The following is a 26,620-nucleotide window of genomic DNA, read 5'->3' as shown; positions in this document are numbered from 1 at the left end:
CGACTTGCGGTTTCCTTGCACAAGGTGAGTCGGTTCCCTTTAGCTTGAGGACGGTCTGTGCGGCGATATGCGGTCTTGAATGTGGTTCGTGTGCTGCTCTGTGTTGCTGTGACTGCGGTCGCCTGCAGATTTCTCTACCACAGGCTGTTCCGGTATAAGATGGCTGTCTATATTGTCGGCCTATATGCTTTTTCGTTTGTGCCACGGCCGAACGTGTCAATCTCGAAGAGGCTTGCTTCTATCACGCTAACAGCTCTTGCGTTTGGCGTAGCGTACATGGCTTGCGGTGTACTGTATCACTACTTGACCTTGGGCATCGTCCCGTCTGAGCTGACGGAGGGTGATGTGACCACGCTGAGGTACCCGTTGGCGGCTCTGTTATATCTGGTGCTTGGGCCACACTACTTCGTATTCATCCTAAGCTACATCACCTCGGAACTGCTGGTGATGAAGAGGATCGCACCGGGGCCGGGGCCGACGATAGCACAAGGCGGCAATTGAACGACCGACGGAAGCGACGAGAAGCCTTGGCTCTCGACAGACAACCATCCCGCGGCACCACGGCGCGGCGAGCGACTGTCGCCCTATCGCTGCCCCCAAAGATGGCTGGACAATCGCGGGTAGAACCGTGAGGGGCGCTAGTTAGGGGCTTGAAACGTGCCGTGCCCCAGAATAGGGCTAATGCTATGAAAAAGCTTCGCTGTATCTCTCTGTTTTTGATCGCCCTTCCGCTTGTCGTCTCCTCTTGCAGCGAAACGGGTGCGCCAACGGCGCCCACACGGGCGTCGGTCAAGGTTCAAGCGCCGGCGGCCCGGATTATGGTCAGGCCAGGCCCCAGACAATGCACGACACCTGATCAGGTTTGCGCCTATGGCACCGGCCCAGCCGGTGAGCCATGTTCCTGTTGGGCAACCGACGGTTCGCCCGATACGGGGATCACCACGATCGAGGCGCCGATCATTGGAACGCCAGCGCCCAAGACGAGCCAGACTTACAAGGGCTAAGTGAGCGTCAAGTCGGCGTCTGCCTGGGACACTGTGACAAGGGAGCGCGTAGCTCAACGAGCTAGCAGCCTAAACCCAATCACGAAAACCGAAGAAGTCGTGCATTCGGTCGCGTTGCGGCCGGATGCACGACTTTGCGCAATGGAGAGCTGTATGCAAGCTTTCACAGACCCGGGTGCCTAGAAGAAATATCGCCAGGCAAAGGAACCAGAAGACAACACCGGCAAGCTTGCTCATTGAGGAGCTCAGAAGGAGATGGTCGGATGGCATGCGCTTGAGACCAAGCCAATTGAACGCGATATCCTCTGCATAGATTTCCTGAACTTGAATTTTGCCAAGGCTCAGCAGGGGCACAACCACTCGCGCTGTGCGATGTAGAAAAAGTTCAAAGATGAGCAGATCGAGAATATTGAGGACGACGCCGGCAACGGCGTCAAATGCGAGGCCCATTTTCTTCATAGTTAAGCCTGTTGGTCGCGGATGGGAGCTCTTCGGCCAATCTTGCGGTCTCAGCCAAGACGCTTCTACCTTAAACAAGTGGTAGACCGGAACAAAGCGGGAATCAATCCTTCCGTGCAACGAGATTCGAACTCCTTGCCGTGAGGGTGGACCCTGATTGCACCCAAGTAGGCAGAGCAAACCAGGAATCAGCCCTGCCCGCGTGGCGATTTTGCGGAAAGGCCGGGGGAACCGTGTAACTTCTCAAGAAAGACAACGTGACATGAAACCAGAGGAAAGAACTGCCGCAGCGCGGGCGCTGCTCGACAGTCCGCTGTTCGATCGGCTGATGGACGAACTGGAAGCGGCGGCAATCAACGGTTGCGTCAATGCAAAGATTACTGACCACGAGACGCGCGCGGCCTTTGCGGCAGAGGCGCGGGCGATCCGCAATTTCCGAGGCAAGCTCAAGTTCCTGACGGAGCAAGCCAAGGCCGAGGGAACCAACGCGCCGGCGTGAAGTGCTGGCGCTCTCATAGGCAGGATGTCAGAGCGACTTGTTGGTCCTGCCTTCTTTGAAGCGGCGCGTGAAAGAGATTCATGAAGCCGCCGCAGCGTTTTGAAACGACGCCAATTTTCCGGGTGCGGAAGGGGCGCTTGGCGCCATTGCTCCGCTCCGAACAATCTCTTGAAAAGGTCTTTCCATGATGAACGATAGTGCCAACCTGCCTTTTGGCGGGAGCAAAACCGTTGACGGCTCGCTTGAGGCCGCAAGCTTTGACGACCTCGACTTCTGGGAGCCGAACGAGGCCAACCCACAGGACGAGGAAGAGCGGGACGGCGAGGAGACCGTGAACTTCGCTCAAGAGCGAGACGATGCTGATGCCGAAGGCGACGAGCCGACCTTTCCTGACGAGGAGGAGGCGGCCAACGAAGCCGAGGACATGATCGTTACGCTCAAGGGCGGCGAAGAGGTTCCGCTCGAGGAACTGAAGCTCGGCTACATGCGGGACCGCGACTACCGGCACAAGACCCAGGATCTCGCCAACCGCGGGCGGATGCTGGAAAGCATGAGCAGCCGGGTCGCTGCTACGGCCAATGGCGTTGCGGAACTGATCGCGGCCCAGATCCCCGACGAGCCGCCAGAGGAGCTGAGGCGCCACGATCCGGAAGCCTATCAGCGACAGTGGGCGCTGCACCAGGCGGGGCTGGAGCAGCTTGCGCGGGTAATGGCGCTCGGCGAAGGACCGGCAGCCGTTGCGGCGGAGCTTCAGGCCGCGGCCAGCGAAGAGAGGCTGGAGGCAGAGAACGCCAAGCTCCTCGAGGCTTTCCCCCAGACGCGGCACGATGAGGGGCGGCAAGCCTTCTTCGAAGACGCCTTCGAGGCGGCAAGGGAACTCGGCTTTTCCGACGAGGAGGTACGCGAGGTCGTCGACCACCGGCTCTTCAAGCTCGCGCATTATGCCAGGCTCGGGCTTCTTGCGGAACGTGCGCGGGCAAAGGCACTGCAGAAGGTCAACGCCGCACCGGTGTCCACGCCGCGCATGAAGGCCAAGAGCCAAGCGCAGCACCAAAGGCGTGAAAGCCGGGAGGCGATGCAGCGGCTTTCGAGAACGGGATCGATCCGCGACGCGATGGCGGTCGATTTCGAGTAATCGACAGGCGTGAGCCGAGCGGCGAGCGTGCAAGAGACGCTGTTCAAGCGATCGCTCGGTGCGCCTTCATTCAACACATTCAACGCTTTCCGCGTGCCTGTCCGGGCGCGCGGGCCGCGAATCCCATCACGACAGAAGGACCAGCAAATGGCAGTTCTCACCAATACCTTTCAGACGACCCAAGCCGTCGGCAACCGCGAGGAGCTTTCCGACGTGGTATCGCGGATCACTCCGGAAGACACCCCGATCTACTCGCTGATCGAAAAGGGCAAGTGCACCACCTATCACCCGGAATGGGAGACGGATGAGCTTGCAGCACCCGGTGCCAACATCCGCGAGGAGGGCGAAGACTACGCTTTCGGCGCGATTACTCCGCCGAAGCGGCTTGGCAACTACACCCAGATCATGCGCAAGGACTGGATCATTTCCGCGACGCAGGAGGTGACGGCGGAAGCCGGCAACGTACAGAAGCGCAAGTACCAGAAGCTGAAGAAGGGCGTAGAGATCCGCAAGGACGTGGAATTCGCGATCGCCGACACCAATGCGTCGGTCGGCGGTGCGACGCGTGAGTTTGGTTCGCTCAGCACCTGGCTGACGTCGAATGTCTCGCGTGGAGCGGGCGGCGCCAACGGCGGCTTCAATGCAGCGACGGGTCTGACCGTGGCGCCGACCGACGGCACACAGCGGCCGTTCACCAAGGCGATCCTCGATACGGTGATGCAGCAGGGCTACCAGAACGGCGCGAATTTCCGCCATGTCTCGGTCTCGCCCTATGTCAAATCCGTTTTCGTCACCTTCATGTCCGATGCGAATGTCGCGCCGTTCCGCTATGCGGTTTCGCAGGGCGGCGAGCGCAATACCATCGTCGCGACGGCGGACTATTACGAAGGACCGTTCGGTACCGTGATGATCCACCCGAACCGCGTGCAAGCGGTGAGCGCCGGCCTGGCCCGCAACGCCTTTTTCATCGACACGGACATGCTCTCCTTTCTGTGGCTCCGCAAGATCCAGGAGGACCGCGACGTCGCCAAAACCGGCGACGCGGACAAGGGCGTGATCATCGGAGAGGGCACGCTGAAGGTGCACAATGAAAAGGGCCTCGGGGTTGCTGCCGATCTGTTCGGGCTCTCCGAGGCAAGTTGAGCCTGGCGGCAGATCGAGAGGGCGGGCTTCGGCTCGCCCTCAGTCGTCTGAAACTATTGCCAAGGGGAAATTGGTGGCGAAACGAAAACTGACGAATGCCGAAAGAGTGGCAAACCTCAACTGGATGGGCTTACCAGTGCAGAGCTATTCCATGCGCGACGCGATGGAGGATTTTGATGACAGCGCGATCTTCAATCGTGGACGCATTAGGGAAGGTGGCAGCCACGGCACCGCAGAGCCGCGCCCATTTTCACCAGACGACAATCGCATCACCGAGCCGATGATGAAGGCGCCGATAGCCTACAGGGGTGCGCTGACGGGGACTACAGGGTTTCAGAAGAAGGCGGAGTCCTTGCCTGTCGATCGTTTTCAGGAGCTTAAGGCAACAGACAAGCTGGCCGACAGTATCGCGGCCCGCCTCAAGCGGGACCTGCAGCGCGATTTCATGATGTCCGAAGCCGAGGCCGCAGCATTCGTAGGAAATCTGGACCACGAGAGTGGCGGGTTTGGCAAGTTGCACGGCAATCTGTGGCAGGACGGACGTGTGGGTAAGGGTGCCTTTGGCTATGCGCAGTGGGACGACCGGCGCGAGGCCTTTGAAAATTGGACCAAGGAGCGGGGACTAGATCCGGATACGTACGAGGCAAACTACGGCTTTATGAAGCACGAGCTTTTCGATACCAGGGAAGGTAGGGTCCGACAGCCGCTTTCCAACGCCGACGACGTCGACGAAGCCACCAAGATTGTCGCCAAGCGCTACCTACGGCCTAACGAAGCCAAACTGCACCTCGACAATCGCCGGCGCCAGGCGCGGCGGGCCATGGCTCTTCCGGACTATCGCGTTGAACCACCGGTTCCGTCGCCGCGGCCAGCGGATGAACGCGATGGGCCGCCGTGGCGATATTGAGCCTCGATAATCTGGTGCGGCCTGTGCTCCGCATGCATTCCTGCCGGTGCATTTGCGGTTGTCTTTTGTGCGCGCCTCGACATCAGGCGAGGGCGCGCTCAGATCGAGGAGAGAAAGCCGAAGGGCTGGGCGCTGAGACCCTGCCGGACAAGCTATTGCCATTCCGGAAGGAGCGGTTGTGAATATTTCGCTCTCCACCTTGCGAATGTTCATGAAACGTTCTACAAAAAAGTGAAGCTTGGCTCGATCGCAGCGCCGGAGGAGGAACCTTGCACAGCTATATCGCGCGGGCGCTGATTGTCGTCTTTTCAACCATATTCGCCACGCCGGCCTTGGCCGATGCGGAAAAAGTGTTCGATGCTCTGCTTGCCTGCAAGCCGGACTTCTTTTCGATTCTGAGGGCCGAACGGACCGCATTCGGGCCGGTGAGGATCGAACCTTTCGAAAACCCGAACAACTCGCCGCATTACCCACAGTACCCACAATCATACTCTGAGGTGGTCACGTTCGCGGGGCCGATCAGGGCCGGCGATTTTTCGATCGTGCGTCTTTTCCAGAAGAAGACTGTCCTGGGAGGGGAGCCCGAAGGATACAGTTGGGCATTTCAGGTTGCCGAATCGCCGGAAGAGGTTATGCGCGTGCTCGAAAGCCGTTTCGGGGCGAAATTCGTGACGCCGTGGGTGGTCGAAAGTTGGAGTGTGGACGTCGGCCAGGCACCTGACCGGTACGAACACATCTCACCTCGTCTGAGCATTTCGGCATATAACGATCCGGGCAGGCAGACAACTCTGACGTGCGCTCCCGGTTCCGACAATGTCCGCCACTTCAGATTGCCGACGGCGGCGGAGACCTTCGGCGCACCGGAATTGGGACCGCCGCCGCTTGCGCAACCGGACAAGCTGATGAATGCGCTCGTCGCCTGCAATCGCGAGGTCTTCGACCTTCTGGCGGCAGAGAAGGCGGCATTCGGGAAGGTGCGCATAGAATCCGGAGGAGGCTCGAGCGAAAAGGCGGGGAGAGCGACGCCGGCTCAGACCCGCGTTGTCTTTTCGTCGCCTGTTTACGCTTGGGGGCTCGGCCTGACTGGCTACGTACAGAGCGTCGATGCGACAGGCAAACGGCTCAAGCTTACCTGGGGCTTCGAGACGCTGGACGGAGCCAACCAGCTTGTCCACGTGGTCGGCCTGCGTACCGGAAGCGAATATGATGAGCGCGAAGGGTGGAAAGTGCATTGGGAGGCGGAAGCGACGGGCTACACGCCCTCGCCGAGTCTCGCTATTGCCAATGGCACCTCTTCCGAGGGCGTCCTGACTTGCTCCGACGCGGAGATGGCTTTGCCCGAGCCCGCCGATCTGTTCCTGACAGCGGCGCAGTAAGGGCGGGCGTCTGTCCGCCAAATGCAGCGTGTTTTATCCGTCAAGCGGATCCGATTTGCGGATAAAACATGCGGCACTTCAAAAATGTTACAGGCTCTTTTGTCCGTCTGAAAACACGCGCGGCACTGCAAGGCGACTAATCACAACCAAGGCGGTTCCCTCGGAGCCGCCTTTTTTCATGGAGCAACGAATGTCCGAAGCAAAGAAGCCGGTGCCCGTCCGGCTGATCTACGACGTATGGCTGAAGGAGAGCGAACGGACGCCCGCGGGAAACGTCGTATCCGTGGAACTTGGGCAAGCCAAGGCGCTGATCGCCAACGGCAAGGCCGAGCGGGCCGATCCGCTGCCGGGAGAGTGATCATGGTGATCCGCGACGGCGACTGGAAGCTCTTCGACTATGATTTTCAGACCGGCCGCTCCGTCTGGATGATGGAGGACGGCAACAGGACCCATTGGCGGACGGACTATCCGGTCGAAAACCTCGTCCGCCAGAATGAATTCACGCGCCACGCCACCGCCGGCAATGCCTTCGGCGAATGGACCAAGGTTGCTTCGATCCCCCTCAACCTGGCGCATTCCGAAAACCTGGTCAGGGCGCATTCCGAAGGCGACGACCGCTATGTGAAGCGCTGGCTGAACGACGGCGACAACCGCGCCTGGCGCAGCTTCGAGGGGCATCTATGACCACATCCGATTTTGCCTCGCTCCTCGTCGATGCTGGCGACTATTCCGGCCGCGACGACATTGCCCATCTTTTCCGGCGCTTCCTCGCGCTTGCCGAGCTCAAGCTTAACCGCGTGATGCGCCTTGCCGACATGGAGAAGACCGCGACGGTGCCGCTGGCGGAAGGCGAGGGTAGCCTGCCGGAGGATTTCCTGGAGGCGCGCCAGGTGCTTGCAGGCGACGGCCGGGCGTTGCGGGTGCTGCCGCTGCAGGAGCTCAGCAGTCACGAGACATCCGGCGGTCCGCCGATCGGTTACGCGATCGTCGGCAGCGTCATAAAGGTGCGGCCGAAGGGCGGAGAGAATATCCGCCTGACCTATTATGCGAAAATCCCGCCGCTGACGGCCGCCGCACCGAGCAACTGGCTGATCGAAAAGGCGCCGGATGTCTATCTCTACGCGCTGGTCGAGGAGATCGCCGTCTGGGAGCGCGATGCCGCCAAGGCGGGTGCGGCCGAGGCACTGAAGCGCCAGGCGATGGCGGGGCTCGGGCTTGCCGACGAGCGCCTGCGCTGGGGCAATGCCGAAATCGTCATTGGAGGGCTGACGCCATGACGCTACTGACCATAATCAACGAGGTCTGTGACATCGTCTCGCTCGACCGCTTCGACAGCGTCTACGGGACGAACGATCCGAATGCACAGACGATGGTGGCGCTGGCCGAAGAGGCGGGCGCGGAAATCGCCCGGCGCGCCGACTGGAAGCAAATGCTGAAAGCGCATGTCGTCTCCGCTTCGCCGGAAATCCTCCCCGCCGACTACCAACGGCTGGCGCCGGGCGGCGCAGTACGGGCGGTGGACGGCCGGTTCTTCCGGGCGGTAACCAACGGCGCGCAATGGGCCGTAATCGTCGGGGTCGCCTCGGCGGAATCCTATTGCCGCCTCAGCGGCAGGGAGATGTTTTTCTCGCCGGCCACTGCCGCCGCCGGCGCGACGATCGATTACGTCTCGAAAAACTGGGTGCTCGGCGATCCCTACGAGGAGCGCGATACTTTTCGCGCCGACGACGACACGACGCTCTTTCCCGAGCGGCTGCTCGTCAAGGGACTGATCTGGCGTTGGAAGCGGCAGAAGGGCCTGCCTTTCGAGGACAATCTTGCTGAATTCGAGGCGGATCTCCTGCAGGAGATCAATGCGGACAGGGGGGCATCATGATGACAGTACGCCCCGGTCGCCTGCCGCAGACCAACCGCGGCCAAGCCAGCGTCGGCCGATCGCAAACATCGCAATCGATGACCTTCCCGGCCCCGAAAGGCGGACTTGTGACGACCGCCGACATGGCGTCGCAGGTGCCCGGCTCCGCCACCGTTCTCATGAATTTTCTGCCGACGCTTGCCGGCTGCAAGATCCGCGGCGGCTCGCGCAAGGTTGGGCTTGCGGCCGATGGTGGCGCCATACGCAGCGCCTTCAAATACAAGTTCGGCAGCAACGAAAAGCTGTTCATGGCAACCGCGAGCGCGATCTACAACATGACCGCGCCGGTCGCTCCGCCGGCAACGACGGCAGCGGCGGTGAGCGGGCTTTCCGGCGGCGACTGGTGTGCCTTCCAGCACACGACCGCCGGTGGTTCCTTCCTCGTCTGTCTGAATGGCGCCGACACGCGCCGTATTTACGACGGCACCGCCTGGACGACGACGCCGTCGATCACCTTTTCGGACGCGACGACCATGGCGCAGCTCAACTATGGCTGGTTGTTCAAGAATCGGGAATTCTTCCTGAAGAACGCGACGCTCGATGCCTACTATCTGCCGATAAACGCCATCGGCGGCGCGGCGGCCGTGTTCCCGCTCGGCGGGGTGATGAAGAAAGGCGGCTCGCTGCTCACCGGCTTTTCCTGGTCGCTCGAGAGCGGCGACGGCCTGTCGGATCTCTGCGTCTTCGTCTCGACGGAAGGGGAGATCGCCGTCTATGCCGGTTCCGACCCTTCGAGCGCCAACGATTTCGCGCTGAAGGGCGTCTACCAGATCGGCAAGCCGCTCGGAAAGAACGCCTGGATCCGCATCGGCGGCGACGTGCTGATAGCGACCTCGGACGGGCTGACGCCGGTGTCGCAAGTGTTTCAGCGCGACCAGCAGGCGCTGACGCAGGTTTCGGTTTCACGACCGATCGAGGACGACTGGCGGCAAGCGGCGAACGCCACCGGATCGGGCTGGACGCTTAAACCCTGGGCCGAGCAGAACCTGATCTTCGTCGCCTTTCCTGACAACAGCGTCGTCAGCGACAAGACTTTCGTGCTGAACGTGTTGAGCGGGCGCTGGGCGACGATCAGCAATTGGCGGGCCAACTGTTTCGAGACGCTGCAAGGCGGACTCTTCTTCGGGTCGCGCGATGGCTATTGCTGGCAGGGCGACACCGGCGGCACCGACGACGGGCTGGCCTTTGCGGCCACCTATCTCTCGCAGTTCACGCCGGCCGGGCAATTCGGCCGGCGGACCGCGGCAACCATGGCGCACATGTATTTCCGCGCCAAGACCCGGCCCAAGGTGCAGCTCTTCGCCCGGGCCGACTTCGACAGGACCGCGCCGCCTTTCGACCGCGTGACGGAGGGCGACGCGGCCTCTCCGGAATGGGACGTGGGCCTCTGGGACGTGGCGCGCTGGGACGGTGTGTCGGAGGCGTTGCGCTACGACTTTCGCCAGAATGTGCGCGCGAGCGGCGACATGCTGGCGGTCGGCTGCGTCATCACCTCTGGCGGGGCAGTGAAACTCGACATCGAGGTGGACCTCGCCACGCTCCAGGTCTCGGCCGGGGAGGCGAGCGCGTGAAAATCATCTGGGGCGGGGCGGGCGACTCCGCGACCAACGACGCGATCGCCGGCTTTGTCGCCACTCGTATCGACGGCTGCGAAAGAGGCTTTGCCGACTTCACCACGCTCGGCGTGATGGAGGAAGGCAGACTCGTCGCCGGCGTCGTCTATCACAACTACTCCCCGGAAGCGGGTGTCATCGAGCTTTCGGCCGCCGCCACCAGCAAACGCTGGCTGACGCGGCCGGTGCTGAAGGCCATGTTCGGCTATCCCTTTGACGAGATCGGCTGCCAGATCGCCGTGCTGCGCGTCTCCGAGGAGAACCGCGGCATGGTCGCGATCGCCCGGCGTTTCGGGTTCACAAGCTATCGCATTCCCCGCCTGCGTGGGCGACAGGAAGCGGAAATCATCTTTACTCTGACGGACAACGATTGGCGGGCGCATCCCGTCAATCGAAGGTAGGTGTGCTATCGGAAAATCAAAAGCTCCCACTCCCCCGGATCCGAAGGCGACGGCAGCGGCACAGACCGCGACCAATATCGGCACCGCGGTGGCCAACGGATATATGGGCAACGTCAACCAGGTGACGCCGGACGGCAGCCTTACCTACAACTACGCGATGCAGAAATGGACCGACCCGCTGAGCGGCAACGTCTACGAACTGCCCGTGGCGACGGCGACCCAGAAGCTCTCGGAGATGCAGCAGAAGATCAAGGATCAGAACGACGCGGCGAACCTCAATCTCGCGACGCTGGCCACATCGCAATCGAACCGGCTGAACGACCTGCTCGGCAAGCCGATAGACATTTCGAAGGCCCCCGCGGCTGGCGACACTTCGAAGTTGACGCTGCCGCAATACCAGCAATTTACCCGCGGCCCCGAGCTGCAAACTTCGGTCGGCAATGCCGGAAAGATCACGCGCAGCTATGAGACCGATTTCGACACGTCGAAGTACGAAAACGCGCTGATGGCGCGGCTCAACCCACAGCTCGAGCGCGACCGCGCGGCGCTGGAAACGCGGCTAGCCAATCAGGGGCTGCAGCCGGGATCGGAAGCTTATAACCGGGCGATCGACGAGGCGAACCGGACGTCCAACGACGCCCGCATCGCCGCGGTGCTAAACGCCGGCCAGGAACAGTCGCGGCTTGCCAATCTCGCCAACCAGAAGGCAAGCTTCGAAAACGCGGCCCAGGCGCAGACCTACGGTCAGGCGCTGCAGAACGCCGACTTCGGCAACAACGCTCGGCAGCAGATGCACCAGAACAGCCAGTCGGCGACGGCAGCCAACAACGCGCTCAAGGACCAGAGCTTCAACGCGGAGCAGGCACGGATCAACGCCCAGAATACTGCGCGCTCCAACTATCTCAACGAGCAGTATGCTCAGCGCAACCAGCCGATCAACGAGATATCGGCGCTGCTCTCCGGAGCGCAAGTCAGCAACCCGAACTTCGTGCCGACGCAGGGACAGGCGATCCAGCCGGTCGATTATGCGGGACTGGTACAGCAGAACTATCAGAACCAGATGGCGGCCTATAACGCCCGTCAACAGGCGGGGGCGGGCCTGCTCGATTCCCTGCTGGGCTTCCTTCCCAAGTCCGACCGCCGCGCCAAGAAGAACATCGAGAAGGTCGGCAGGCTCAAGGGGCATAACCTCTACGAGTTCCACTACAAGGACCAGCCGACCTCCGGGCAAAAGCATATCGGCGTGATGGCGCAGGAGGTGGAAAAGACACGCCCCGACGCCGTCAGCCGCGGGCCGGACGGCATGCGCCGGGTGGACTACGGCCGGCTTTTTGCGGCGGGGAAGAGGCGGAAGTAGGGGCGGATTTCGTCTCTCTTCGTTTGGAAGTGAACGCGGCTGCTTGAACGCATTCGAGTGGCGAGGAAGAAGAAAGGATTTTCAATGGATGCAGGACCGCGGCCGCGAAGGAGCGATATGCCGCACTTGTTCGATCTTCAGGAAACGCTTGCAGACGCCGTACGCCGGTCGATGGCCGTTGGCAGGGCACAGGCGATGGCAATCGATTCGTTGCGCACGGCGATGGATGCGGACTTCCTTGATGATGTTCGATCCGGAAGAGCTTCGATGGGCGAGGTTCGTGAGCGGCAGCGCCAACAGGAGGCGCTGAGGCTAAAGCGTGACGAGGCACTTCGACGCAAGCAGGCCGAGTGGCAAGAGAGTAAGCGCCGCGAGATGATGGCAAGATTTGAAGCAATCGAGCGGTTGGAGGAGCGGGATCGCGTCGCAGCGATGGGCAATTTTGCAGAAGAAGGTGAAGTCATAGGAAACGTTTTCGGAGCCGGCGTTGGAGGTCTCGCAGGCTTTGCGAGTGCGCCTTTCGTGAGCCCGGCTGCCGCCACTTTCATCGGGGGCGTTGCCGGTGAGGTTGGAAGCCGCGCCGGCGGTGCTCTCGGTCGGGCGATCGGCGAAAAAACCGGGCGCGGCGGGCCGAAGAACTACGAAAACTTCAACCCGATGGGCGACTTCACCGGTTACTATCTCGGCGATGACTTGCTTTCGCCCTACCGGCTTAGGTGCTAAGGAATTGCGATGCACACAGGCTGTTCCGGGAGGCTTACGGCCTCATTCGCGAAGGATCGTCGCGCATTTGGTGAGGCCAGTTCGACCTGAGACCGGCTGACAGGGCGCGCGCGATGACTTATGGTTGTAGTCCGCTTCGCGTTGCGAATCGCCCGTGTGATGTGGTCGAAGTGTGCGCGGGCGTGACAGGGGAAGGGGCTCTGTAGGAGACATGACGTTTATCTATACTGTAATACTAGGCTGGGCGCTCGTCATGCCTGTCTATTATCTCTCCCAAAAGCTAGGCATTAAACTAACCAACTTCAGACTTTGGCTCCTTGTGTTCTGTGGAACCCTTTTGTCGAACTACCTCATGTCCCGCGTCCTTTAGGCAGCCGCTGACGGCGCGCGGCGCATACGAGCGAAGCGAAAAAGCTTGCCATGCGGACGCAGCAATCCCAGCGGCCAAGCGATCGGGGTGCTCCGGTGAGAGTCTTGTTGGAGAGACAACACGCAGAATGTCCATGCGGCCGCCGATGGGGTCGTGCGCAAGATTGACGTGAGGACATCGGGAAAATTACATCCAGTGGTCGCGCTCCTCACGTGAACTCTCCGATAACCTGCTACCCGAAGGCCCACTGCGCCGAGGGGGCGTGTGAGGACATCGTCATCACCAATCATTTCACGGCCTCCATCGGGAGGCCTTTTTCATGGAGGCTATCTTGCCAAGAACAGGCGGAGTCTATTCCCCACCGGCCGGCACCAAGGGGGTGCCGAACACGACGATCCAGAGCGTGCCCTATAACGCGCTGATCGATGATCTCACCGCCGACGCCAACGCCGCGCGGCCGATCACCGCAGGCGGAACCGGAGCCACCAGCGCAAGCGGGGCACGCGCAGCACTCGGCGCGCAGGCTTCCAGCACGGCACTGACCTCGATCGCGGGGCTTGCGACAAGCGCGGACAAGATGATCTACACGACCGCGGCGGATGCCTACGCGGCAACCGCGCTGACCCCCTTCGCGCGGACGCTGCTGGACGACGCAACCGCGGCTGACGCTCTCACGACGCTCGGTGTCTCGGCCTTTGCTCAGACCGTCCTTGACGACGCCGATGCCGCCGCGGCGCGTGCCACGCTCGGCGCCAACAATGCTTCGAACCTGACGACTGGGACGGTCCCGTCCGCGCGGCTGGCCGGGGCATATGTCGATTTCACGCAACTCGCGGTCACGACAGATGGTGAGGCGGTGAAAATCGCGGGCTCCGCTGCGGGCGATCCCTATATCGGCTTCTGGAAGGCGACAACACGCCAGGGCTATATCCAGCACCAGGACGGCGGTGCGAACACCAATGGCTTGAAGCTGCAGAATGACGCCAGCGGCTGCGGTCTGTACATCATGAATGTCGCCGGCAATGACAGCCTGATCTTCAACACCGGTTCGACAGCCAAGGTTGTCCTTCACCGGGGCAATCTGGTCGGGGGTGATGTCACGGGCGCTTTAGGGTACACGCCAGCAAACAGCGGCATCTCCATCACGGCTGGCAACGGTTTGACGGGCGGCGGATCACTAGCGGCAACCCGCACGCTGACATTGGGAACGCCCTCAGACATTACAAATACGACGACGAACTCCGTCACGGCCACGAGCCATACGCATGCGCTGGGGTTTATTGCGGCGGAGGTTTACACGGGAACGTCATCCACCAATACCAGCTTCCCACTCGGGACAGTCCTTGCGATGGCGCAGAACGGCTCCAACCCCGCGCGACAAGCTGCAGTGATCCCCTGTTTGTACAGCACCAACGCTTACGTTCAGAGCGGCTATTCCGGGGCGGGCACAGCCCTTTCAGGAACTTGGCGTGTGCGGGGGATCGTCGCTTCGTCCGATTGGCTCATCATTCAAAGGACTGCATAGACATGACCAGTATCACCCACGGCAGAACGGTGTTGAATGAGGTCCATGCGATCGTTGAGACGGCGGAGTCGGAGGTTTACCAGCTCTCGATCAACCTGACCGACATGAGTGGGCAAACCTACGACTGTGATTACCTGTCGAGACCCGATGATGCTTTCGGCTTGAACCCTACCATTCGCAAGTGGCTCGCCGACAATCCCTATTTCTCAGTCCAATCCTACGCGCCGCCGACGGCAGAGCAGATACGCGCTTCCATGTCTTCGCTTTCGGCACGGCAATTGCGTCTCGGGCTTGTCGATGCCGGGGTTTCTCTGACCCAAATAACGGCTGCGATTGACTCGATGCCGGCCGGCCCCGAAAAGGACCGCGCGCAGATTGAGTGGGAATATGCAACCTCATTCAGCCGGTTGCACCCGTTGACAGCAACTATCGGTCGGGCCCTCGGCTTAACCGAAACGCAAATCGACGCAATGTGGACTGCCGCCCTCAATCTCTAACGCGCGCTTTCCCCGCGCACCGTCAGCAATTTACGCGCAGGTCAAAGTAGGCTCGTATTGCAGGCGATCAGTAGTACTCCGCTAGTGAGCGAAACCAACGTCAGAAGACACTTCATCAAAAAGCGAAAAAGCTTATAGCGCTCTTTCGCCGCGCGCAGCCACAGGCAAACTACAACACGTTCAGGACCGCCGTCCTGGGGCAGATGCGACTACTTGCGGCATTACATGACTGAGCGCCTGGCGTATCTCCGCCTCGTATCGTTTCTTTCTGAACGTTTAAACGTCCGAGAACGCGATTGCTGGTCGACACCAATTAAAAGTGGACGTAACACCTTCCTCAAGCCCGTGGCGGAAGGTGACCGAGTTCATTGTGCAACGGCTCACAGATGTGCCACTCCTTGGACATGGCCAGGTGAACCGCCTCACTTAAGTAGTCTGTGGCCGAGGGTTCTTGCGCAGACGTGGATATATTGCTCTGGAGCGGTGAAATGGGTATCCGTGAACTTAAAAAGCGCCTTCGGTTTCTTGCAGAAGGCGAGGATTCCTTGGCTGGTTACGCGGCTGACGGCGTCAGGGTCGTGAACAAAAATACCGATTTCCTGAATGAACCGAAATTCGCCGCGGCCTGGAATTTTGCTGAAGCAGGCAACAAAGAGGCCTGGGCTAAGCGGAAGCGGGTTCCTGACGTTCGATGGAGGGCTCACACCTGCTGCTTCGCTGCAGCGCGCGCATTGAAGCTCGAGGGTGATTTTGTCGAGTTCGGAGTGAACGCCGGGCTGCTGTCGATGACGGTGTGTGAGTATCTCAATTTCGGCGCTCTCGATCGGAAGTTTTGGCTGTTTGATACCTTCCGTGGAATTCCCGAGGGGGAGATGACTGCCAAGGAGGCGGCGCGGGCGAAGCAGCGCAACGCCGGCATCTATTTTGATGTGTATGAGATAGCAAAACGCAACTTCTCGAAATTCGAGAATGCAATTCTGGTGAAGGGGCTCCTGCCGGATACGCTCGAAGGCGTCCCAATAGAAAAAATCGCGTACCTCTCAATCGATCTCAATGTCGCGCGATACGAGAAAGAGTGCATCGATCGCGTCTGGGATAAGATCGTTCCCGGTGCTGCTATTGTACTCGACGACTACGCCTTCATCGGATGCGAAGAGCAGAACGCGATGTGGAACGAGTTTGCTGCCGTTCACGGGCAATCGATATTGACGTTGCCGACCGGTCAAGGGCTGATGATCAAGCAGTAAGGAACGTTTTGCCTGCGTTCATCATTGAAGCTCTACAATTGGGCGTCATGACAAGAGGAGACCCGAGATGGCAGGTATACCGTTCAAGCTTTTTCTCGCGGCCGCGACAGTCGTCACATCGATGATCGCACCGACAGGCGGCTTTTCCCAAGACTTCGAGCTCTATATCGATCCTGACGGCCCGCGTTACTATGATGACTACCGCCCGCGCTACTATGACGAGTACAGACCGCGGCGATATTATCGCGAGCGCTACCGGGAAGCATATCAATGCACCCCGCGTCAGGCACTCTATCTGTCTCGGCAGTATCTCCGGAGCCCTCGGATCGGGCGAACGACGAGATATTCCATCGAGGTAAGGGGCATAGGGAGTCGAGGAGAGCGTAATCGCGTTATCTTTGGGGCCGAGCCCGGCTGCCCGCGGATAGGATAGCCGCAAGCACTAGCCCGTGGTCATTTCTCTAGACCACAGACAAAGCCGGAGCGCAGATAGGGTGTATTTGTATTCCCCAGGAGAGGCTGCAGGACCAAAATAAGCGGCAGGTTCCAAAGCATCATGAGATGCACTGCCGCGCCGATCCGCTTGTCTCCGAACCAAAGGCTGCGCAGGAGCAATAGGGCATAGCCGAGCCCCAGGTGCCGCGCGGCTGAACTGTCAAGCGCGGCGCTGCGATCTTTTCCAACAGCAAAGGTAAACCATGAACAACACCGTGACTTTCGGCGCGGCGATGCTGCTCGGCTTTATCCGTAAGGCGGAAGTCGGCAGCAGCGACCGCGCGTCCTATGATGTCATTTATGCCCACCGGCAGGATAACCTAGCGAAGCCGCTCACCGCGATGACGCTCGGCGAGGTGATCGATGCGCAGAAGACGTGGTCGAAGGCGCATGGGTCGAGTGCGGCGGGCGGCTATCAATTCATGCGTGCGACGTTGGCCGGGCTTTTGAAGGAAATCCCGTTACTGAGCAGAGATCTCGTCTTCGATCCGGCGCTTCAGGACAGGCTCGGCTATCATCTACTCAACCGCCGGGGATTTGCCGCCTACATGGCGGGCGAGATCAGCCTCCCCGAATTCGGCAAGCGCCTGGCCATGGAGTGGGCGTCGCTGCCCGTCCTTGCCGATACCGAAGGCGACCGGCGGCGGGTGAAGCGTGGGCAGTCCTACTATGCCGGGGACGGGCTCAACAGGGCTTTGATGAAGCCGGAGACGTTCGAAGCGGTGCTTCGCGCGGCGCTGGCTGCCCGCCGCTCGCAGGAAAAGGAAAAAGGTCAGGCAGGCGAGGCGGCGGTAGGCAGGCCGGCAAGACCGCGAAAGCCGGTTGCCCGATCCGGCCGCTTCTGGACATGGCTCTTGACGGCCGGCGGCACCATCATAACCGCGCTCAAGGAACTGAATCTGGTGGCGCTCGATTGGCGGGTGCAGGTTGCCATTCTGACCACGATCGTCGGTTTTGCGATTTACGCCATCTCGTCGATGCCGGCGGTTCGCGACGCATTGGGGCTCAGGCGATGACGCTTTCCTGGGGCAAACTATTCGTCGGAGTGCTCGTGCTTGCCGCCATCTCCTGGGCCGTGCACGAGATCCGCGAAGATGGCGCGCGAGCGGTGCGCAGTTCAATTGAAAGGCAAAACAATGAAGCGGCAAAGAGCGCTGACGCACAGCGCCTTGACTATGATGCCTGCTCTTCTTCTGGCGGGCTGTGGAACTTCGGGGCCGGCGAGTGTGAGCGGCCTTCGCGAGGTCGTCGGAACTGAGCTCGTCAGCGCGCGTGGCGCGACGCCGGCGGATCAGCGCAGGATCGATCGCACGGTGGTCGGCCTCTGTGCCGCCTCCGTCTGGACGAGCGCCGAATGCGCCAGGCACGGGAAGCGCGACGATGATTGACGCCGGCGTTCACCAGCAGCTTGGGACGCTGATCGCGGAGGTCAAGAACCTGCGCGAGGATTTCCGGCGGTCGGAAGACAGGTCCGAGGCGGGGAGGGTCTCGATGAGTGGTCGCATGGAAGAACTCGTCAAGCGCGTGAGTACGCTCGAGGGATCAATGACGCTCGTCAAGGATGATATTGCCGGGATGAACCCGGTGATCGAGGACGTGCGCAGATGGATGCTGATGGGAATGGGTGCACTCGGCGTCATCGGCATCGCTGGTGCAGCGCTCGGCGTGACCTTTGCCGATGTCGTCAAACGGACGTTGATGCTGCTTAGAGCAGGATGATGATCACCGACCTTTCCACGCCTCGGCGGCGAGATCGACTGCCGCCTGCTCAGTCGTCGTCATCGAAGGGGAAAAGGCCGCGATACCGGCGGCTTACCAAACGCAGTGAGCGATCCGGTTCGATGACATAGGTCTCGTAGACCCGCCGGCCAAACTGGTCATTGAACTGGTGCGGCACGATGCTGCCGATCGGTGCTTTGGTCAGTCTGGTGCGCGGCTGCCCGCCATAGGTGATGCTACCGGGAATTGGTTCAAGATAGGAGGAATAGCCTGTGGTGGTCACCTCGCAGCTGCTCAGCAGCACGAGTGCGCACAGGGCGGGAAGAGCGCTTTTCATGACAGTCCTCGGCATTTACATAACTTCACCGATGTTCAGTCGTTGAAGATATCGTAGTCTATCCGTCGGCTTGTCAGCCGCAGTGAGCGGTCCGGTTCAATCACATAGGTCTCGTAGACGCGGTGACCGAAATCGTCGAAGAACTGATGCGGCACGATGCTACCGACCGGCGCTTTCGTCAGCTTCGTTCGCGGCTGGCCGCCATAGGTGATGCTGCCGGGTATCGGCTCCAGGTTGGGGCCGTAACCAACGGTTTGCGTCGACGTGCAGGCGCTGAGCAAGAGCGGCGCGCAGAGGGTGAGCCAGGCGATCTTCATGGAGTGCTCCGACAGCGCCGCGCACCCGTTGGCGCGCAAAGCTCGCTGCAAAAACTGCGGACGCGGCAATTCTCTCCTTAAATCGGAACCGGTTCAAGGTGTCATCACGGGCGCGGCGCTTGCGGCCTTGCAAGGGCGCGAAAACTGCTGCCCGGCAAATGCGCCGCACCGCTGTTCTTCCTTTAACAGCGAGCACCCAACCGGTAAGTTTCGGTACGTGGCGCAATGCGCTGCCTGATTTTTTGTGTTGCATGCGACTGATGTTTTGAAGGATGTAGACGGCGGGCCCTGCCGAGCGGTATTGACGGCGAGCTAACCTCCTGCGGGTTAGGCGTCGCATCCAAGGCTGGCCATGCTCAGACCAGCCGCTGCCTCAGGGACTGCCCATGACCGCTGAACAGGCGCTTTCCTTTTTCGTTCTCGGCACCATGATGGTCTTCTTCATATGGGACCGCTTTCGTTACGACATCGTCGCCTGTTCGGCGCTGATGCTTTCGGTCGCGCTGGGGATCGTGCCGTTCGATCGGGCCTTTGACGGGTTCAGCGACGATATCGTCATCATCGTCGGCAGCGCGCTTATCGTCAGCGCCGGGGTCGCCCGTTCGGGTGCCGTCGATGCAGCGATCCAGCGCTTCCTGCCGAACGTGCAATCCGTGCGCGCGCAGCTCGCCCTGCTCGTCGTCACCGTCACGGTACTTTCCGCCTTTATCAAGAATATCGGGGCGCTGGCGATCATGATACCGGTTGCTTTCCAGTTTGCGCGCCGGTCCAATGTGCAGCCTTCGGTCTTCCTGATGCCGATGGCGTTCGGCTCGCTGATCGGCGGGTTGATGACGCAGGTCGGAACTTCGCCCAACGTGGTCGTCTCACGGATGCGCGAGGACCTGACCGGCGAAAGCTTCACCATGTTCGACTTCACGCCCGTTGGCGCCACTCTGGCGGTGGTGGGCTCACTGTTCCTGCTTCTCGCCTACCGACTGGTGCCGGAGCGCAAGAGCCAGCAGGTCGCCCTGCACGAGGCGATCGAGATCACGGACTACACCTCCGAGGCGGTGGTTCCCGCCGGGTCACCGGTAATAGGCAAGCCACTCAGCAATCTTGTGAAGATCGGCGACGGCGGCGCGGTTGTCCTTGCGGTCTTCCGTCGCGGCACGCATCTGGCGCCGCTGCCCGACGTGGTCATCGAACTCGACGACATCCTACTGCTCGAAGGCGGACCGGCGGCCCTCGACCGCATCGTCTCGCAGGCGAAGCTCAAGATCTCGGGCGACCGTTCGCCGACGCCAAATGAGAGTGCTCGCGCTGAGATCGAAGCCATCGAGGCGGTGATCGCCACCGGTTCGCCGCTCATCGGCATGTCGGCACAGCGCCTGGCGCTCTTCAACACTTACAATGTCAACCTGCTTGCCGTGAGCCGTCAGGGCGAGCGCCTGAAACAGCGGCTCGGCCGCGTAAGGCTGCAGGCTGGCGATATCGTCGTGCTGCAGGGGACGCGGAGAGAACTGCCTTCCTTCCTGCAGGATTTCGGCTGCCTGCCGCTTGCACAGCGGGAGATCCTGCTCGGCACCATCCGGCGCGCAACGGTACCGCTCCTCTTGCTGGGGGCTGCAATGGGCGCGACCGCCGTTGGCGTCGTGCCGATCCCCGTTGCCTTCTTTGCCGCGGCGCTTGCCATGGTAATCTTCCGCGTCATTCCGTTGCGCGAGGTCTATCGGGCTGTCGACGGACCGATCCTGGTCATGCTTGCAGCGCTCATTCCAGTCAGCGATACGCTGCGCACGACAGGTGGATCGGATCTGATCGCCGGCTGGCTCAGCGGCATTGCCGCCGGGCTGCCGCCAGCGGGCGCGCTCGCCCTCATCCTCATCGCGGCTATGGCCGTGACACCCTTTCTCAATAACGCCGCCACGGTCCTCGTCATGGCGCCGATCGCCGCCAGTTTTGCGACCGCACTCGACTACCGGCCGGATGCCTTCCTGATGGCGGTCGCGATCGGCGCTGGGTCCGATTTCCTGACGCCAATCGGTCACCAGTGCAACACTCTGGTCATGGGTCCGGGTGGCTACCGCTTCAGCGATTACCCCCGTCTCGGATTGCCTCTGTCGATCGTCATCGTGCTCGTTGCAGTGCCCGCGTTGATGTGGGTCTGGCCGCTGCGATAGCGCTGCAGCATGTCTCCTTAAATGGACCTCGACTTAAAGAGAAAGGCATGCAGCAATTCAAAGGGCTACAGCGACCTTTGCGCGTCTGATAACACGTGGCTCTGTAGACGGGGAGTTGCGCGGTTCCTGGCGAAGCTCCAGAAATTTTTTTGTTGATGTTTGTTATGTTATTTCATAACTAAGTGTCACCTGATCATCGAGATGAGCGAACGGTGTTGAAATCCGCCACCCCTCCTGTCCAATTGTTGCCTCCGCCTGCGATTCATGCCACCAAGACGACGATGGTGCTGCTGTCGTGACTCGGCGGCGGCTGAAAAGGGAACACGGTGAGGACGACCCAGAAGGGACCGATGCCGTGGCTGCCCCCGCAACTGTGAGCGGAAAGCGCATTCACACGATGTCACTGGCGAACGGCCGGGAAGACGTGACTGCGCAGCGACCCGCAAGCCAGGAGACCTGCCATCGACCCGATCAACAACAACGGACGGGGTGTTCCGATGGAAAAGAATTGGCTTCTGCTTGGCGGTCAACCGCCTTACGGCATTCTTGTCACTTTCTCTCCGGCCCAACCCGGCGGAGAAATGGCATGGCGAAATTTTCAGAGCATAAGATAGTCGTCTCAACCGATTGCCGCTTTACCCGAGGGCCATGCCGGCCGGGCGTTGAACTGCTGGCGCTGCTCAACCGCAGCGTTGCGGCGCTCGGCAAGCAGCTAAGTGACGATTTTGCCATCACCGGCACAGTGTGCATGGCGGCCTGCACGCGTCCCTGCACAATCGCTTTCCAGGCGTCCGGTAGCGCCACCTATCTTTTCGGTGACATTTCGCCGGATGAAAACGTCGACGATCTCGTCCGATATGCTGCCGCCTGCGCCGACGGCATCGCCAATCCCGAATTCGAATGGGATCGGCCCGCCCATCCCGCCGCGTTCATCCTATCCGAAGCGCCGGTCGGGCGGCTCCAGTGAGGACGGGGAGACTTGAGCCATGAGCTGCTTAGAAACAGGCGCATGCCTCCGCGTCGAACGGCTGGAATGGGGGCCGCGTCCCGGGCTCCGGCTGGTCCGCGATATCAGTCTCTCCCTCGCGCCTGGCGGCCGGCTTGCAATCATCGGGCCGAACGGCGCCGGTAAGACGTCGCTTCTGCGCTGCCTTTATCGCGCCGCGCAGCCGGCTGCGGGGAAGATCGAAGTCGACGGCGTCGACCTCTGGAGCATCACGGCGCGCGAGGCGGCGAAAACCATCGCCGTCGTGCTCCAGGAAATGCCTGGCGATTTTCCATTGAGCGTGCGCGACGTGGTGATGATGGGACGCATCCCGCGGCGTGAAGGCATGGGCGGCTGGACCGCGCGGGATCGGGAGCAGGTTGCGCATGCGCTCGATCATCTCGATCTCGGCCATCTTGCCGGACGCCAGTTCGCCACCCTATCCGGAGGCGAGAAACAGCGGGTTCTGATTGCACGGGCGCTCGCCCAGGAACCGCGCATCATCATTCTTGACGAACCGACCAACCATCTTGATATCCGCCACCAGCTTGAAATCCTCGAGCTCCTGAAGACCCTCAGGCTCACCATCGTCACGACGCTGCACGACATCAATCTCGCGGCCGAATTCGCGACCGATGTGGCAATCCTCACGGATGGTCGGCTCGCCGCCTTCGGCACGCCCGACGCCGTGCTGGAATCATCGGCTCTTTCCGCTGCCTTCGGGGTGCATGCGACGGCACACGAGACCTCCGAAAGCTATGCGTCGCGCTTTTCCTTTTCGCTCCAGCGCTCTGACGCGGCGCCGGCGAAGCGGTTCATTTCCCGAATTTCCTCCCTCCGTTCCACAGGAGACATCCAATGAACAGAATCCTGCTCGCCGCCGGTGCCATTCTCATGGCCGCGGCGCCCACTTTCGCCTATCCCATCACCGTCAAGAGCTGCAACCGCGACGTCACGTTCGAAGCCGCACCCAAGCGGGCCGTCTCCAACGACGTTAATCTCACCGAGATGATGCTGGCCTTGAAGCTGCAGGACCGCATGGTGGGCTACACTGGCGTTTCCGGCTGGAAGACGCTGGATGAGAAGCTGCGAGAGCACGTGAAGGCGTTGCCGGAGCTTTCGGCGAAGTATCCGACGAAGGAAGTGCTTCTCAATGCCGATGCCGATTTCTTGTTCGCGGGCTGGAACTACGGCATGAAGGTCGGCGGCGAAGTGACGCCGGAGACGCTCGAGCCCTTCGGGATCAAGGTCTACGAACTTACCGAAAGCTGCATCCACGTCGTGGCGAAGGAAAAGCCGACGATGGAGGATATGTTTGTCGACCTCCTCAATCTCGGCCGCATTTTCGGCGTTGAGGCGAGGGCGAAGGCGCTTGTCGACGGATATCGCCGGCAACTCTCCGAGGTCGCCGACAAGACCAAGGCCATCGAGCGCCCAAGGCGGGTTTTCGTTTACGATTCAGGCGAGGAGAAGCCCTTCACCTCCGGTCGCTACGGCATTCCAACGGCCATGATCGAAGCGGCGGGCGGGGTCAACATCATGGCCGACGTTGAAAAGAGTTGGACGGAGATCTCCTGGGAGCCGGTAATCGATCGTGACCCCGAGGTGGTCGTCATTGTCAACTATGGCGAAGTGACAGCCGAGCAGAAGATCGCTTTCATGAAAAACAATCCCGCCTTCAGGAACATCGACGCGGTCCGGAACGACCGCTTTGTCGTGCTCGACTACGTCGAGGCGACGCCCGGTCCGCGCAACATCGATGCGATCGAGCGGCTGGCAAAGAGTTTTCATGCTGAGGCCATGTGAGCAGGCGTCTGGCGGCTGTTATCGAGGGGCCATGCCGGCAGGCGCTGCCGGGTACCTCCGGCAACGTTCTCAGAAACAGCCATAGTGCATTGATTTAACGAAATTGCTGGTCGGGGCACACGCCCCGCGTCCAGCGCCGCAACTGCCAAAGTCGGATATTCGTGCGAACCTTGTTCTTCCTTCTCGGGGCACTGCTTCTTTTGTGCGTTGCCGTCACCGCCGGCGTTTCGCTCGGCACCGCGCCTATTCCAGTTCAAGCGGTCTGGTCGATAATCGTGGAGAGGATCGTGCCCGGCAGCGTCGAGCCTTTCTGGTCGGCCGGGCGCGAAAACATCGTCTGGGACGTGCGGCTGCCGCGGGTCATTCTGGCCGGGCTTGTCGGGGCCGGCCTTGCCGTCACCGGCGCGGTGCTGCAATCGGTGACGCGCAACCCGCTTGCCGACCCGCATCTTCTCGGAGTTTCTGCGGGCGGGGCGTTGGGCGCCATCGTTGCGCTGCTACACACGGGACTCATCCTGGGCCTCGCCACGGTGCCGCTCTTCGCGTTCGGCGGTGCGCTTGCCGCCACGGCACTGGTCGCTTTCATAGCCCGTGTGCTCGGTACCGGCGCCGACCGGCTCGTGCTTTCTGGCGTTGCCGTCGCGTTCACGCTGACGGCCCTCGGAAACCTGCTCATCTTTCTCGGTGATCCGCGGGCGGTGCATAGCGTGATTTTCTGGATGCTCGGCGGGCTTGGTCTCGCGCAGTGGCAGCATCTCGCCTATCCGGCGCTTGTGCTCGCTCTGTCGATCACCTGGCTGATCACCCGGGCCCGTGAGATCAATGCGCTCGCCATGGGCGACGAGACGGCGATGACGCTCGGCATTCCGGTGCGCCGTTTCCGCCTCATGCTTTTCGTCGTCACCGCGCTTCTCACGGGGGTGATGGTCGCCTTTTCCGGCGCCATCGGTTTCATCGGGCTGATGATCCCGCATTTCGTTCGCCTCTTCGCCGGAAGCGACAACGTGCGCGTCATCCCGCTCTCGGCCGTCTGCGGCGCTCTCGTGCTGATCCTCGCCGACCTCGTCGCGCGTGTCGCCATGGCGCCCGAAGACGTGCCGATTGGCGTCGTCACCGGCCTTGCCGGCGGTGCCGCCTTCATTGCCATCCTGAAGCGGCGAGGGTGAGTGAGGAGGGCGGCCAATCGACGTCCTGTCTTGATCAAGGCATAGAAACTCCTGCCTTGCAGGTTGTCGGTGGAAACCGCACGATCGCCTCCTATCTGATGGGCGGGAGTAGATTCGCCGATGAGAGGGGAGGCATCGATGGCCGATGAAATTGAGATATGCACGCCGGAAGAGGTGTTGAAGTTCTGGTTCACGGAGCTTTCCTACGACCATTGGTTCACCCCAAATCCCGAGCTCGACCGGCAGTGCGTGCAGCGTTTTCAGGCGTCACATCTGGCTCTTTCAAGGAAATTGGACGATGTCTGGCGGGAGACCCCCAGCAACTGGCTGGCCGCTATCATCCTTTTCGACCAGTTGCCACGCAACATGTATCGCGGCTCGCCGCTGGCATTTGCCACGGATTGCCTGGCGCTGCGGGAGGCGAAGCTTGCCGTCGGCGCGAGTGCCGATCTGGCCGTGCCGGAAGAGTGGCGCGCTTTCTTCTATATGCCCTTCGAGCATTCTGAAGACCTGACGGATCAGACGATGGCCGTGAAGCTCTTTACCGAACTTGGTGACGCGGGCTATCTCGACTATGCCATCCGCCATCGCAAGGTCATCGAACGTTTCGGCCGCTTTCCTCACCGCAACGCCATCTTGGCGCGGGTATCGACACCGGCTGAGGAGGAATATCTGGCGCAGCCGGGCGCCGGGTTCTAGGAACACTGGCTTAGGAGGAAGCTATGAGCGCAGGAAACCTGCCTTGGGAGGGGGGATGTCGCTGCGGCCAAGTGCGCATCAAAGTCACCGCACAGCCGCTCCTGACAATGGCGTGCCATTGCACTGGCTGTCAGCGAATGACGGCAAGCGCGTTCTCGCTGAGCGTTGCGATCCCGAGCGAAGGCTTTGCAGTGACACGGGGCGAACCGGTTATCGGCGGCTTGCACGGTGCGACGCGCCACTATTTCTGCCCCCATTGCATGAGCTGGATGTTCACCCGACCGGAGGGCATGGACTGGTTCGTCAATCTCCGCGCGACGATGCTCGACGATGCCAGTTGGTTCACGCCGTTCATCGAAACCTGGACGAGCGAGGGATTGCCTTGGGCCGCGACGCCCGCGGTGCACAGTTACGCCGCGCTCCCGGCCCTTGAGGACTACGACGGACTGCTGCGGGAATACGCAGAGCAGGCGTTGAAACCGAAAGGGTGAATGCGGGCGAAGCACTGCGATCTGCTCGGCAGAAACGCGATCGCCTTCCTTTGTGTTGGGGGTCCACCGTTGAAAACGGAAAGGAAGCACTAGATACAAAGTTCCGAAGAGGGGACATGCGGACGTTCTCCTCTGCACCCGTGCCGGCGCCGGGAGTCGATCTCGCGGCGAGTCGCGTCGCCTCGGTTGGAATTACCGGGACTGCGGTGGCAAGCCACCTGCGGCGGGGCAAATAGTATGAATCGTCCTTATCCGTGCGCCTTTGCATCTTT

Annotated in this window: 30 protein-coding genes and 1 riboswitch; of the genes, 27 read left to right on the top strand and 3 right to left on the bottom strand. The window is 61.1% G+C overall.

Annotation, left to right across the window (positions count from 1 at the left end):
* The first annotated feature begins 366 nt into the window (after positions 1-366).
* On the top strand, positions 367-501 hold the full coding sequence (locus tag M728_RS09350; protein WP_256375591.1) for a hypothetical protein: 135 nt from the start codon (positions 367-369) through the stop codon (positions 499-501).
* Between the two features lie 572 nt (positions 502-1,073).
* On the opposite strand, the gene M728_RS09345 is transcribed toward M728_RS09350, so the two are convergent.
* Positions 1,074-1,463 (bottom strand): hypothetical protein, encoded by a 390-nt coding sequence (locus M728_RS09345; protein ID WP_026621298.1) that lies wholly within the window; start codon positions 1,461-1,463, stop codon positions 1,074-1,076.
* A gap of 262 nt (positions 1,464-1,725) precedes the next feature.
* Here M728_RS09345 and M728_RS09340 point away from each other — a divergent pair, with 262 nt between their 5' ends.
* From M728_RS09340 to M728_RS09250, 19 genes are all read left to right on the top strand, one after another.
* Entirely contained in the window at positions 1,726-1,962 is a 237-nt protein-coding gene (locus tag M728_RS09340; RefSeq protein WP_026621297.1) for a hypothetical protein, read from the top strand.
* A 184-nt stretch (positions 1,963-2,146) separates the two neighbouring features.
* Positions 2,147-3,097, top strand: coding sequence for a hypothetical protein (locus tag M728_RS09335; RefSeq protein ID WP_026621296.1), 951 nt, complete (start codon positions 2,147-2,149; stop codon positions 3,095-3,097).
* Positions 3,098-3,244: 147 nt separating this feature from the next.
* Positions 3,245-4,240, top strand: coding sequence for a DUF5309 domain-containing protein (locus tag M728_RS09330; RefSeq protein ID WP_026621295.1), 996 nt, complete (start codon positions 3,245-3,247; stop codon positions 4,238-4,240).
* 73 nt (positions 4,241-4,313) lie between these two features.
* On the top strand, positions 4,314-5,147 hold the full coding sequence (locus tag M728_RS09325) for a phage tail tip lysozyme (protein ID WP_156943462.1): 834 nt from the start codon (positions 4,314-4,316) through the stop codon (positions 5,145-5,147).
* Between the two features lie 269 nt (positions 5,148-5,416).
* On the top strand, positions 5,417-6,523 hold the full coding sequence (locus M728_RS09320; protein ID WP_026621293.1) for a hypothetical protein: 1,107 nt from the start codon (positions 5,417-5,419) through the stop codon (positions 6,521-6,523).
* 190 nt (positions 6,524-6,713) lie between these two features.
* Positions 6,714-6,881, top strand: coding sequence for a hypothetical protein (locus tag M728_RS09315; protein ID WP_198023394.1), 168 nt, complete (start codon positions 6,714-6,716; stop codon positions 6,879-6,881).
* Positions 6,882-6,883: 2 nt separating this feature from the next.
* The gene (locus M728_RS09310) at positions 6,884-7,207 is read left to right on the top strand and encodes a hypothetical protein (protein ID WP_026621292.1); all 324 of its coding nucleotides are present in this window, start codon (positions 6,884-6,886) and stop codon (positions 7,205-7,207) included.
* A complete protein-coding gene (locus tag M728_RS09305; RefSeq protein WP_026621291.1) occupies positions 7,204-7,800 on the top strand; it encodes a hypothetical protein in 597 nt (198 codons plus the stop codon). Before M728_RS09310 ends, M728_RS09305 begins: the two co-directional genes overlap by 4 nt.
* Positions 7,797-8,399 (top strand): hypothetical protein, encoded by a 603-nt coding sequence (locus M728_RS09300; protein ID WP_026621290.1) that lies wholly within the window; start codon positions 7,797-7,799, stop codon positions 8,397-8,399. The genes M728_RS09305 and M728_RS09300 overlap by 4 nt, the downstream gene beginning before the upstream one ends.
* On the top strand, positions 8,396-10,009 hold the full coding sequence (locus M728_RS09295) for a hypothetical protein (RefSeq protein WP_370906443.1): 1,614 nt from the start codon (positions 8,396-8,398) through the stop codon (positions 10,007-10,009). The genes M728_RS09300 and M728_RS09295 overlap by 4 nt, the downstream gene beginning before the upstream one ends.
* Positions 10,006-10,452, top strand: a complete 447-nt coding sequence (locus M728_RS09290) for a GNAT family N-acetyltransferase (RefSeq protein WP_026621288.1) — start codon at positions 10,006-10,008, stop codon at positions 10,450-10,452. The genes M728_RS09295 and M728_RS09290 overlap by 4 nt, the downstream gene beginning before the upstream one ends.
* Before the next feature lie 7 nt (positions 10,453-10,459).
* Entirely contained in the window at positions 10,460-11,809 is a 1,350-nt protein-coding gene (locus M728_RS09285; RefSeq protein WP_026621287.1) for a tail fiber domain-containing protein, read from the top strand.
* Positions 11,810-11,926: 117 nt separating this feature from the next.
* Positions 11,927-12,532, top strand: a complete 606-nt coding sequence (locus tag M728_RS09280) for a hypothetical protein (RefSeq protein WP_156943461.1) — start codon at positions 11,927-11,929, stop codon at positions 12,530-12,532.
* Between the two features lie 749 nt (positions 12,533-13,281).
* Positions 13,282-14,427 (top strand): hypothetical protein, encoded by a 1,146-nt coding sequence (locus tag M728_RS09275; RefSeq protein ID WP_370906442.1) that lies wholly within the window; start codon positions 13,282-13,284, stop codon positions 14,425-14,427.
* Positions 14,428-14,429: 2 nt separating this feature from the next.
* Positions 14,430-14,924 (top strand): hypothetical protein, encoded by a 495-nt coding sequence (locus M728_RS09270; RefSeq protein ID WP_026621284.1) that lies wholly within the window; start codon positions 14,430-14,432, stop codon positions 14,922-14,924.
* Positions 14,925-15,412: 488 nt separating this feature from the next.
* Entirely contained in the window at positions 15,413-16,171 is a 759-nt protein-coding gene (locus M728_RS09265) for a TylF/MycF/NovP-related O-methyltransferase (RefSeq protein ID WP_026621283.1), read from the top strand.
* A gap of 698 nt (positions 16,172-16,869) precedes the next feature.
* Positions 16,870-17,682 (top strand): membrane protein, encoded by an 813-nt coding sequence (locus M728_RS09260; protein WP_026621282.1) that lies wholly within the window; start codon positions 16,870-16,872, stop codon positions 17,680-17,682.
* A gap of 120 nt (positions 17,683-17,802) precedes the next feature.
* Entirely contained in the window at positions 17,803-18,054 is a 252-nt protein-coding gene (locus M728_RS09255; protein ID WP_026621281.1) for a hypothetical protein, read from the top strand.
* Positions 18,047-18,385, top strand: a complete 339-nt coding sequence (locus tag M728_RS09250; protein WP_026621280.1) for a DUF1515 family protein — start codon at positions 18,047-18,049, stop codon at positions 18,383-18,385. Before M728_RS09255 ends, M728_RS09250 begins: the two co-directional genes overlap by 8 nt.
* Positions 18,386-18,434: 49 nt before the next feature.
* Here the strand turns inward: M728_RS09250 and M728_RS09245 are convergent, their stop codons facing one another.
* Positions 18,435-18,722, bottom strand: a complete 288-nt coding sequence (locus tag M728_RS09245) for a hypothetical protein (protein WP_026621279.1) — start codon at positions 18,720-18,722, stop codon at positions 18,435-18,437.
* 35 nt (positions 18,723-18,757) lie between these two features.
* Positions 18,758-19,039 (bottom strand): hypothetical protein, encoded by a 282-nt coding sequence (locus tag M728_RS09240; RefSeq protein ID WP_026613697.1) that lies wholly within the window; start codon positions 19,037-19,039, stop codon positions 18,758-18,760.
* Between the two features lie 386 nt (positions 19,040-19,425).
* On the opposite strand from M728_RS09240, the gene M728_RS09235 reads away from it, so the two are divergent.
* The 7 genes from M728_RS09235 (at position 19,426) to M728_RS09205 (ending at position 26,348) form a co-directional block, all read left to right on the top strand.
* The gene (locus M728_RS09235; RefSeq protein WP_026621278.1) at positions 19,426-21,201 is read left to right on the top strand and encodes an SLC13 family permease; all 1,776 of its coding nucleotides are present in this window, start codon (positions 19,426-19,428) and stop codon (positions 21,199-21,201) included.
* 265 nt (positions 21,202-21,466) lie between these two features.
* Positions 21,467-21,680: riboswitch (cobalamin riboswitch) on the top strand.
* Positions 21,681-21,787: 107 nt separating this feature from the next.
* A complete protein-coding gene (locus tag M728_RS09230) occupies positions 21,788-22,168 on the top strand; it encodes a DUF1636 family protein (RefSeq protein WP_051440926.1) in 381 nt (126 codons plus the stop codon).
* Positions 22,169-22,187: 19 nt separating this feature from the next.
* The gene (locus tag M728_RS09225; protein WP_084044569.1) at positions 22,188-23,048 is read left to right on the top strand and encodes an ABC transporter ATP-binding protein; all 861 of its coding nucleotides are present in this window, start codon (positions 22,188-22,190) and stop codon (positions 23,046-23,048) included.
* Complete coding sequence (locus M728_RS09220) at positions 23,045-23,992, top strand: ABC transporter substrate-binding protein (protein ID WP_026621277.1); 948 nt, start codon at positions 23,045-23,047, stop codon at positions 23,990-23,992. Before M728_RS09225 ends, M728_RS09220 begins: the two co-directional genes overlap by 4 nt.
* A gap of 161 nt (positions 23,993-24,153) precedes the next feature.
* On the top strand, positions 24,154-25,158 hold the full coding sequence (locus M728_RS09215; protein ID WP_245269715.1) for an iron ABC transporter permease: 1,005 nt from the start codon (positions 24,154-24,156) through the stop codon (positions 25,156-25,158).
* Positions 25,159-25,296: 138 nt separating this feature from the next.
* Complete coding sequence (locus M728_RS09210) at positions 25,297-25,857, top strand: DUF924 family protein (RefSeq protein WP_026621275.1); 561 nt, start codon at positions 25,297-25,299, stop codon at positions 25,855-25,857.
* 23 nt (positions 25,858-25,880) lie between these two features.
* Positions 25,881-26,348 carry a GFA family protein gene (locus M728_RS09205; protein WP_026621274.1) on the top strand — a complete coding sequence of 156 codons (468 nt, stop codon included), beginning with the start codon at positions 25,881-25,883 and terminating at the stop codon, positions 26,346-26,348.
* Positions 26,349-26,620: the final 272 nt, after the last annotated feature.

It is taken from the genome of Ensifer sp. WSM1721, assembly GCF_000513895.2.
GTDB lineage: Bacteria > Pseudomonadota > Alphaproteobacteria > Rhizobiales > Rhizobiaceae > Sinorhizobium.
This window is presented reverse-complemented; position numbering and strand designations above follow the sequence as displayed.

Bases quoted from the DNA above. Each gene is read 5' to 3' on its own strand.
- M728_RS09345 (WP_026621298.1), bottom strand. From the start codon at position 1,463: ATGAAGAAAATGGGCCTCGCATTTGACGCCGTTGCCGGCGTCGTCCTC.
- M728_RS09245 (WP_026621279.1), bottom strand. From the start codon at position 18,722: ATGAAAAGCGCTCTTCCCGCCCTGTGCGCACTCGTGCTGCTGAGCAGC.
- M728_RS09335 (WP_026621296.1), top strand. From the start codon at position 2,147: ATGATGAACGATAGTGCCAACCTGCCTTTTGGCGGGAGCAAAACCGTT.
- M728_RS09330 (WP_026621295.1), top strand. From the start codon at position 3,245: ATGGCAGTTCTCACCAATACCTTTCAGACGACCCAAGCCGTCGGCAAC.
- M728_RS09235 (WP_026621278.1), top strand. From the start codon at position 19,426: ATGACCGCTGAACAGGCGCTTTCCTTTTTCGTTCTCGGCACCATGATG.
- M728_RS09240 (WP_026613697.1), bottom strand. From the start codon at position 19,039: ATGAAGATCGCCTGGCTCACCCTCTGCGCGCCGCTCTTGCTCAGCGCC.
- M728_RS09260 (WP_026621282.1), top strand. From the start codon at position 16,870: ATGAACAACACCGTGACTTTCGGCGCGGCGATGCTGCTCGGCTTTATC.
- M728_RS09315 (WP_198023394.1), top strand. From the start codon at position 6,714: ATGTCCGAAGCAAAGAAGCCGGTGCCCGTCCGGCTGATCTACGACGTA.
- M728_RS09255 (WP_026621281.1), top strand. From the start codon at position 17,803: ATGAAGCGGCAAAGAGCGCTGACGCACAGCGCCTTGACTATGATGCCT.
- M728_RS09205 (WP_026621274.1), top strand. From the start codon at position 25,881: ATGAGCGCAGGAAACCTGCCTTGGGAGGGGGGATGTCGCTGCGGCCAA.
- M728_RS09230 (WP_051440926.1), top strand. From the start codon at position 21,788: ATGGCGAAATTTTCAGAGCATAAGATAGTCGTCTCAACCGATTGCCGC.
- M728_RS09250 (WP_026621280.1), top strand. From the start codon at position 18,047: ATGATTGACGCCGGCGTTCACCAGCAGCTTGGGACGCTGATCGCGGAG.
- M728_RS09220 (WP_026621277.1), top strand. From the start codon at position 23,045: ATGAACAGAATCCTGCTCGCCGCCGGTGCCATTCTCATGGCCGCGGCG.
- M728_RS09295 (WP_370906443.1), top strand. From the start codon at position 8,396: ATGATGACAGTACGCCCCGGTCGCCTGCCGCAGACCAACCGCGGCCAA.
- M728_RS09340 (WP_026621297.1), top strand. From the start codon at position 1,726: ATGAAACCAGAGGAAAGAACTGCCGCAGCGCGGGCGCTGCTCGACAGT.
- M728_RS09225 (WP_084044569.1), top strand. From the start codon at position 22,188: ATGAGCTGCTTAGAAACAGGCGCATGCCTCCGCGTCGAACGGCTGGAA.
- M728_RS09210 (WP_026621275.1), top strand. From the start codon at position 25,297: ATGGCCGATGAAATTGAGATATGCACGCCGGAAGAGGTGTTGAAGTTC.
- M728_RS09270 (WP_026621284.1), top strand. From the start codon at position 14,430: ATGACCAGTATCACCCACGGCAGAACGGTGTTGAATGAGGTCCATGCG.
- M728_RS09265 (WP_026621283.1), top strand. From the start codon at position 15,413: ATGGGTATCCGTGAACTTAAAAAGCGCCTTCGGTTTCTTGCAGAAGGC.
- M728_RS09305 (WP_026621291.1), top strand. From the start codon at position 7,204: ATGACCACATCCGATTTTGCCTCGCTCCTCGTCGATGCTGGCGACTAT.
- M728_RS09300 (WP_026621290.1), top strand. From the start codon at position 7,797: ATGACGCTACTGACCATAATCAACGAGGTCTGTGACATCGTCTCGCTC.
- M728_RS09310 (WP_026621292.1), top strand. From the start codon at position 6,884: ATGGTGATCCGCGACGGCGACTGGAAGCTCTTCGACTATGATTTTCAG.
- M728_RS09280 (WP_156943461.1), top strand. From the start codon at position 11,927: ATGCCGCACTTGTTCGATCTTCAGGAAACGCTTGCAGACGCCGTACGC.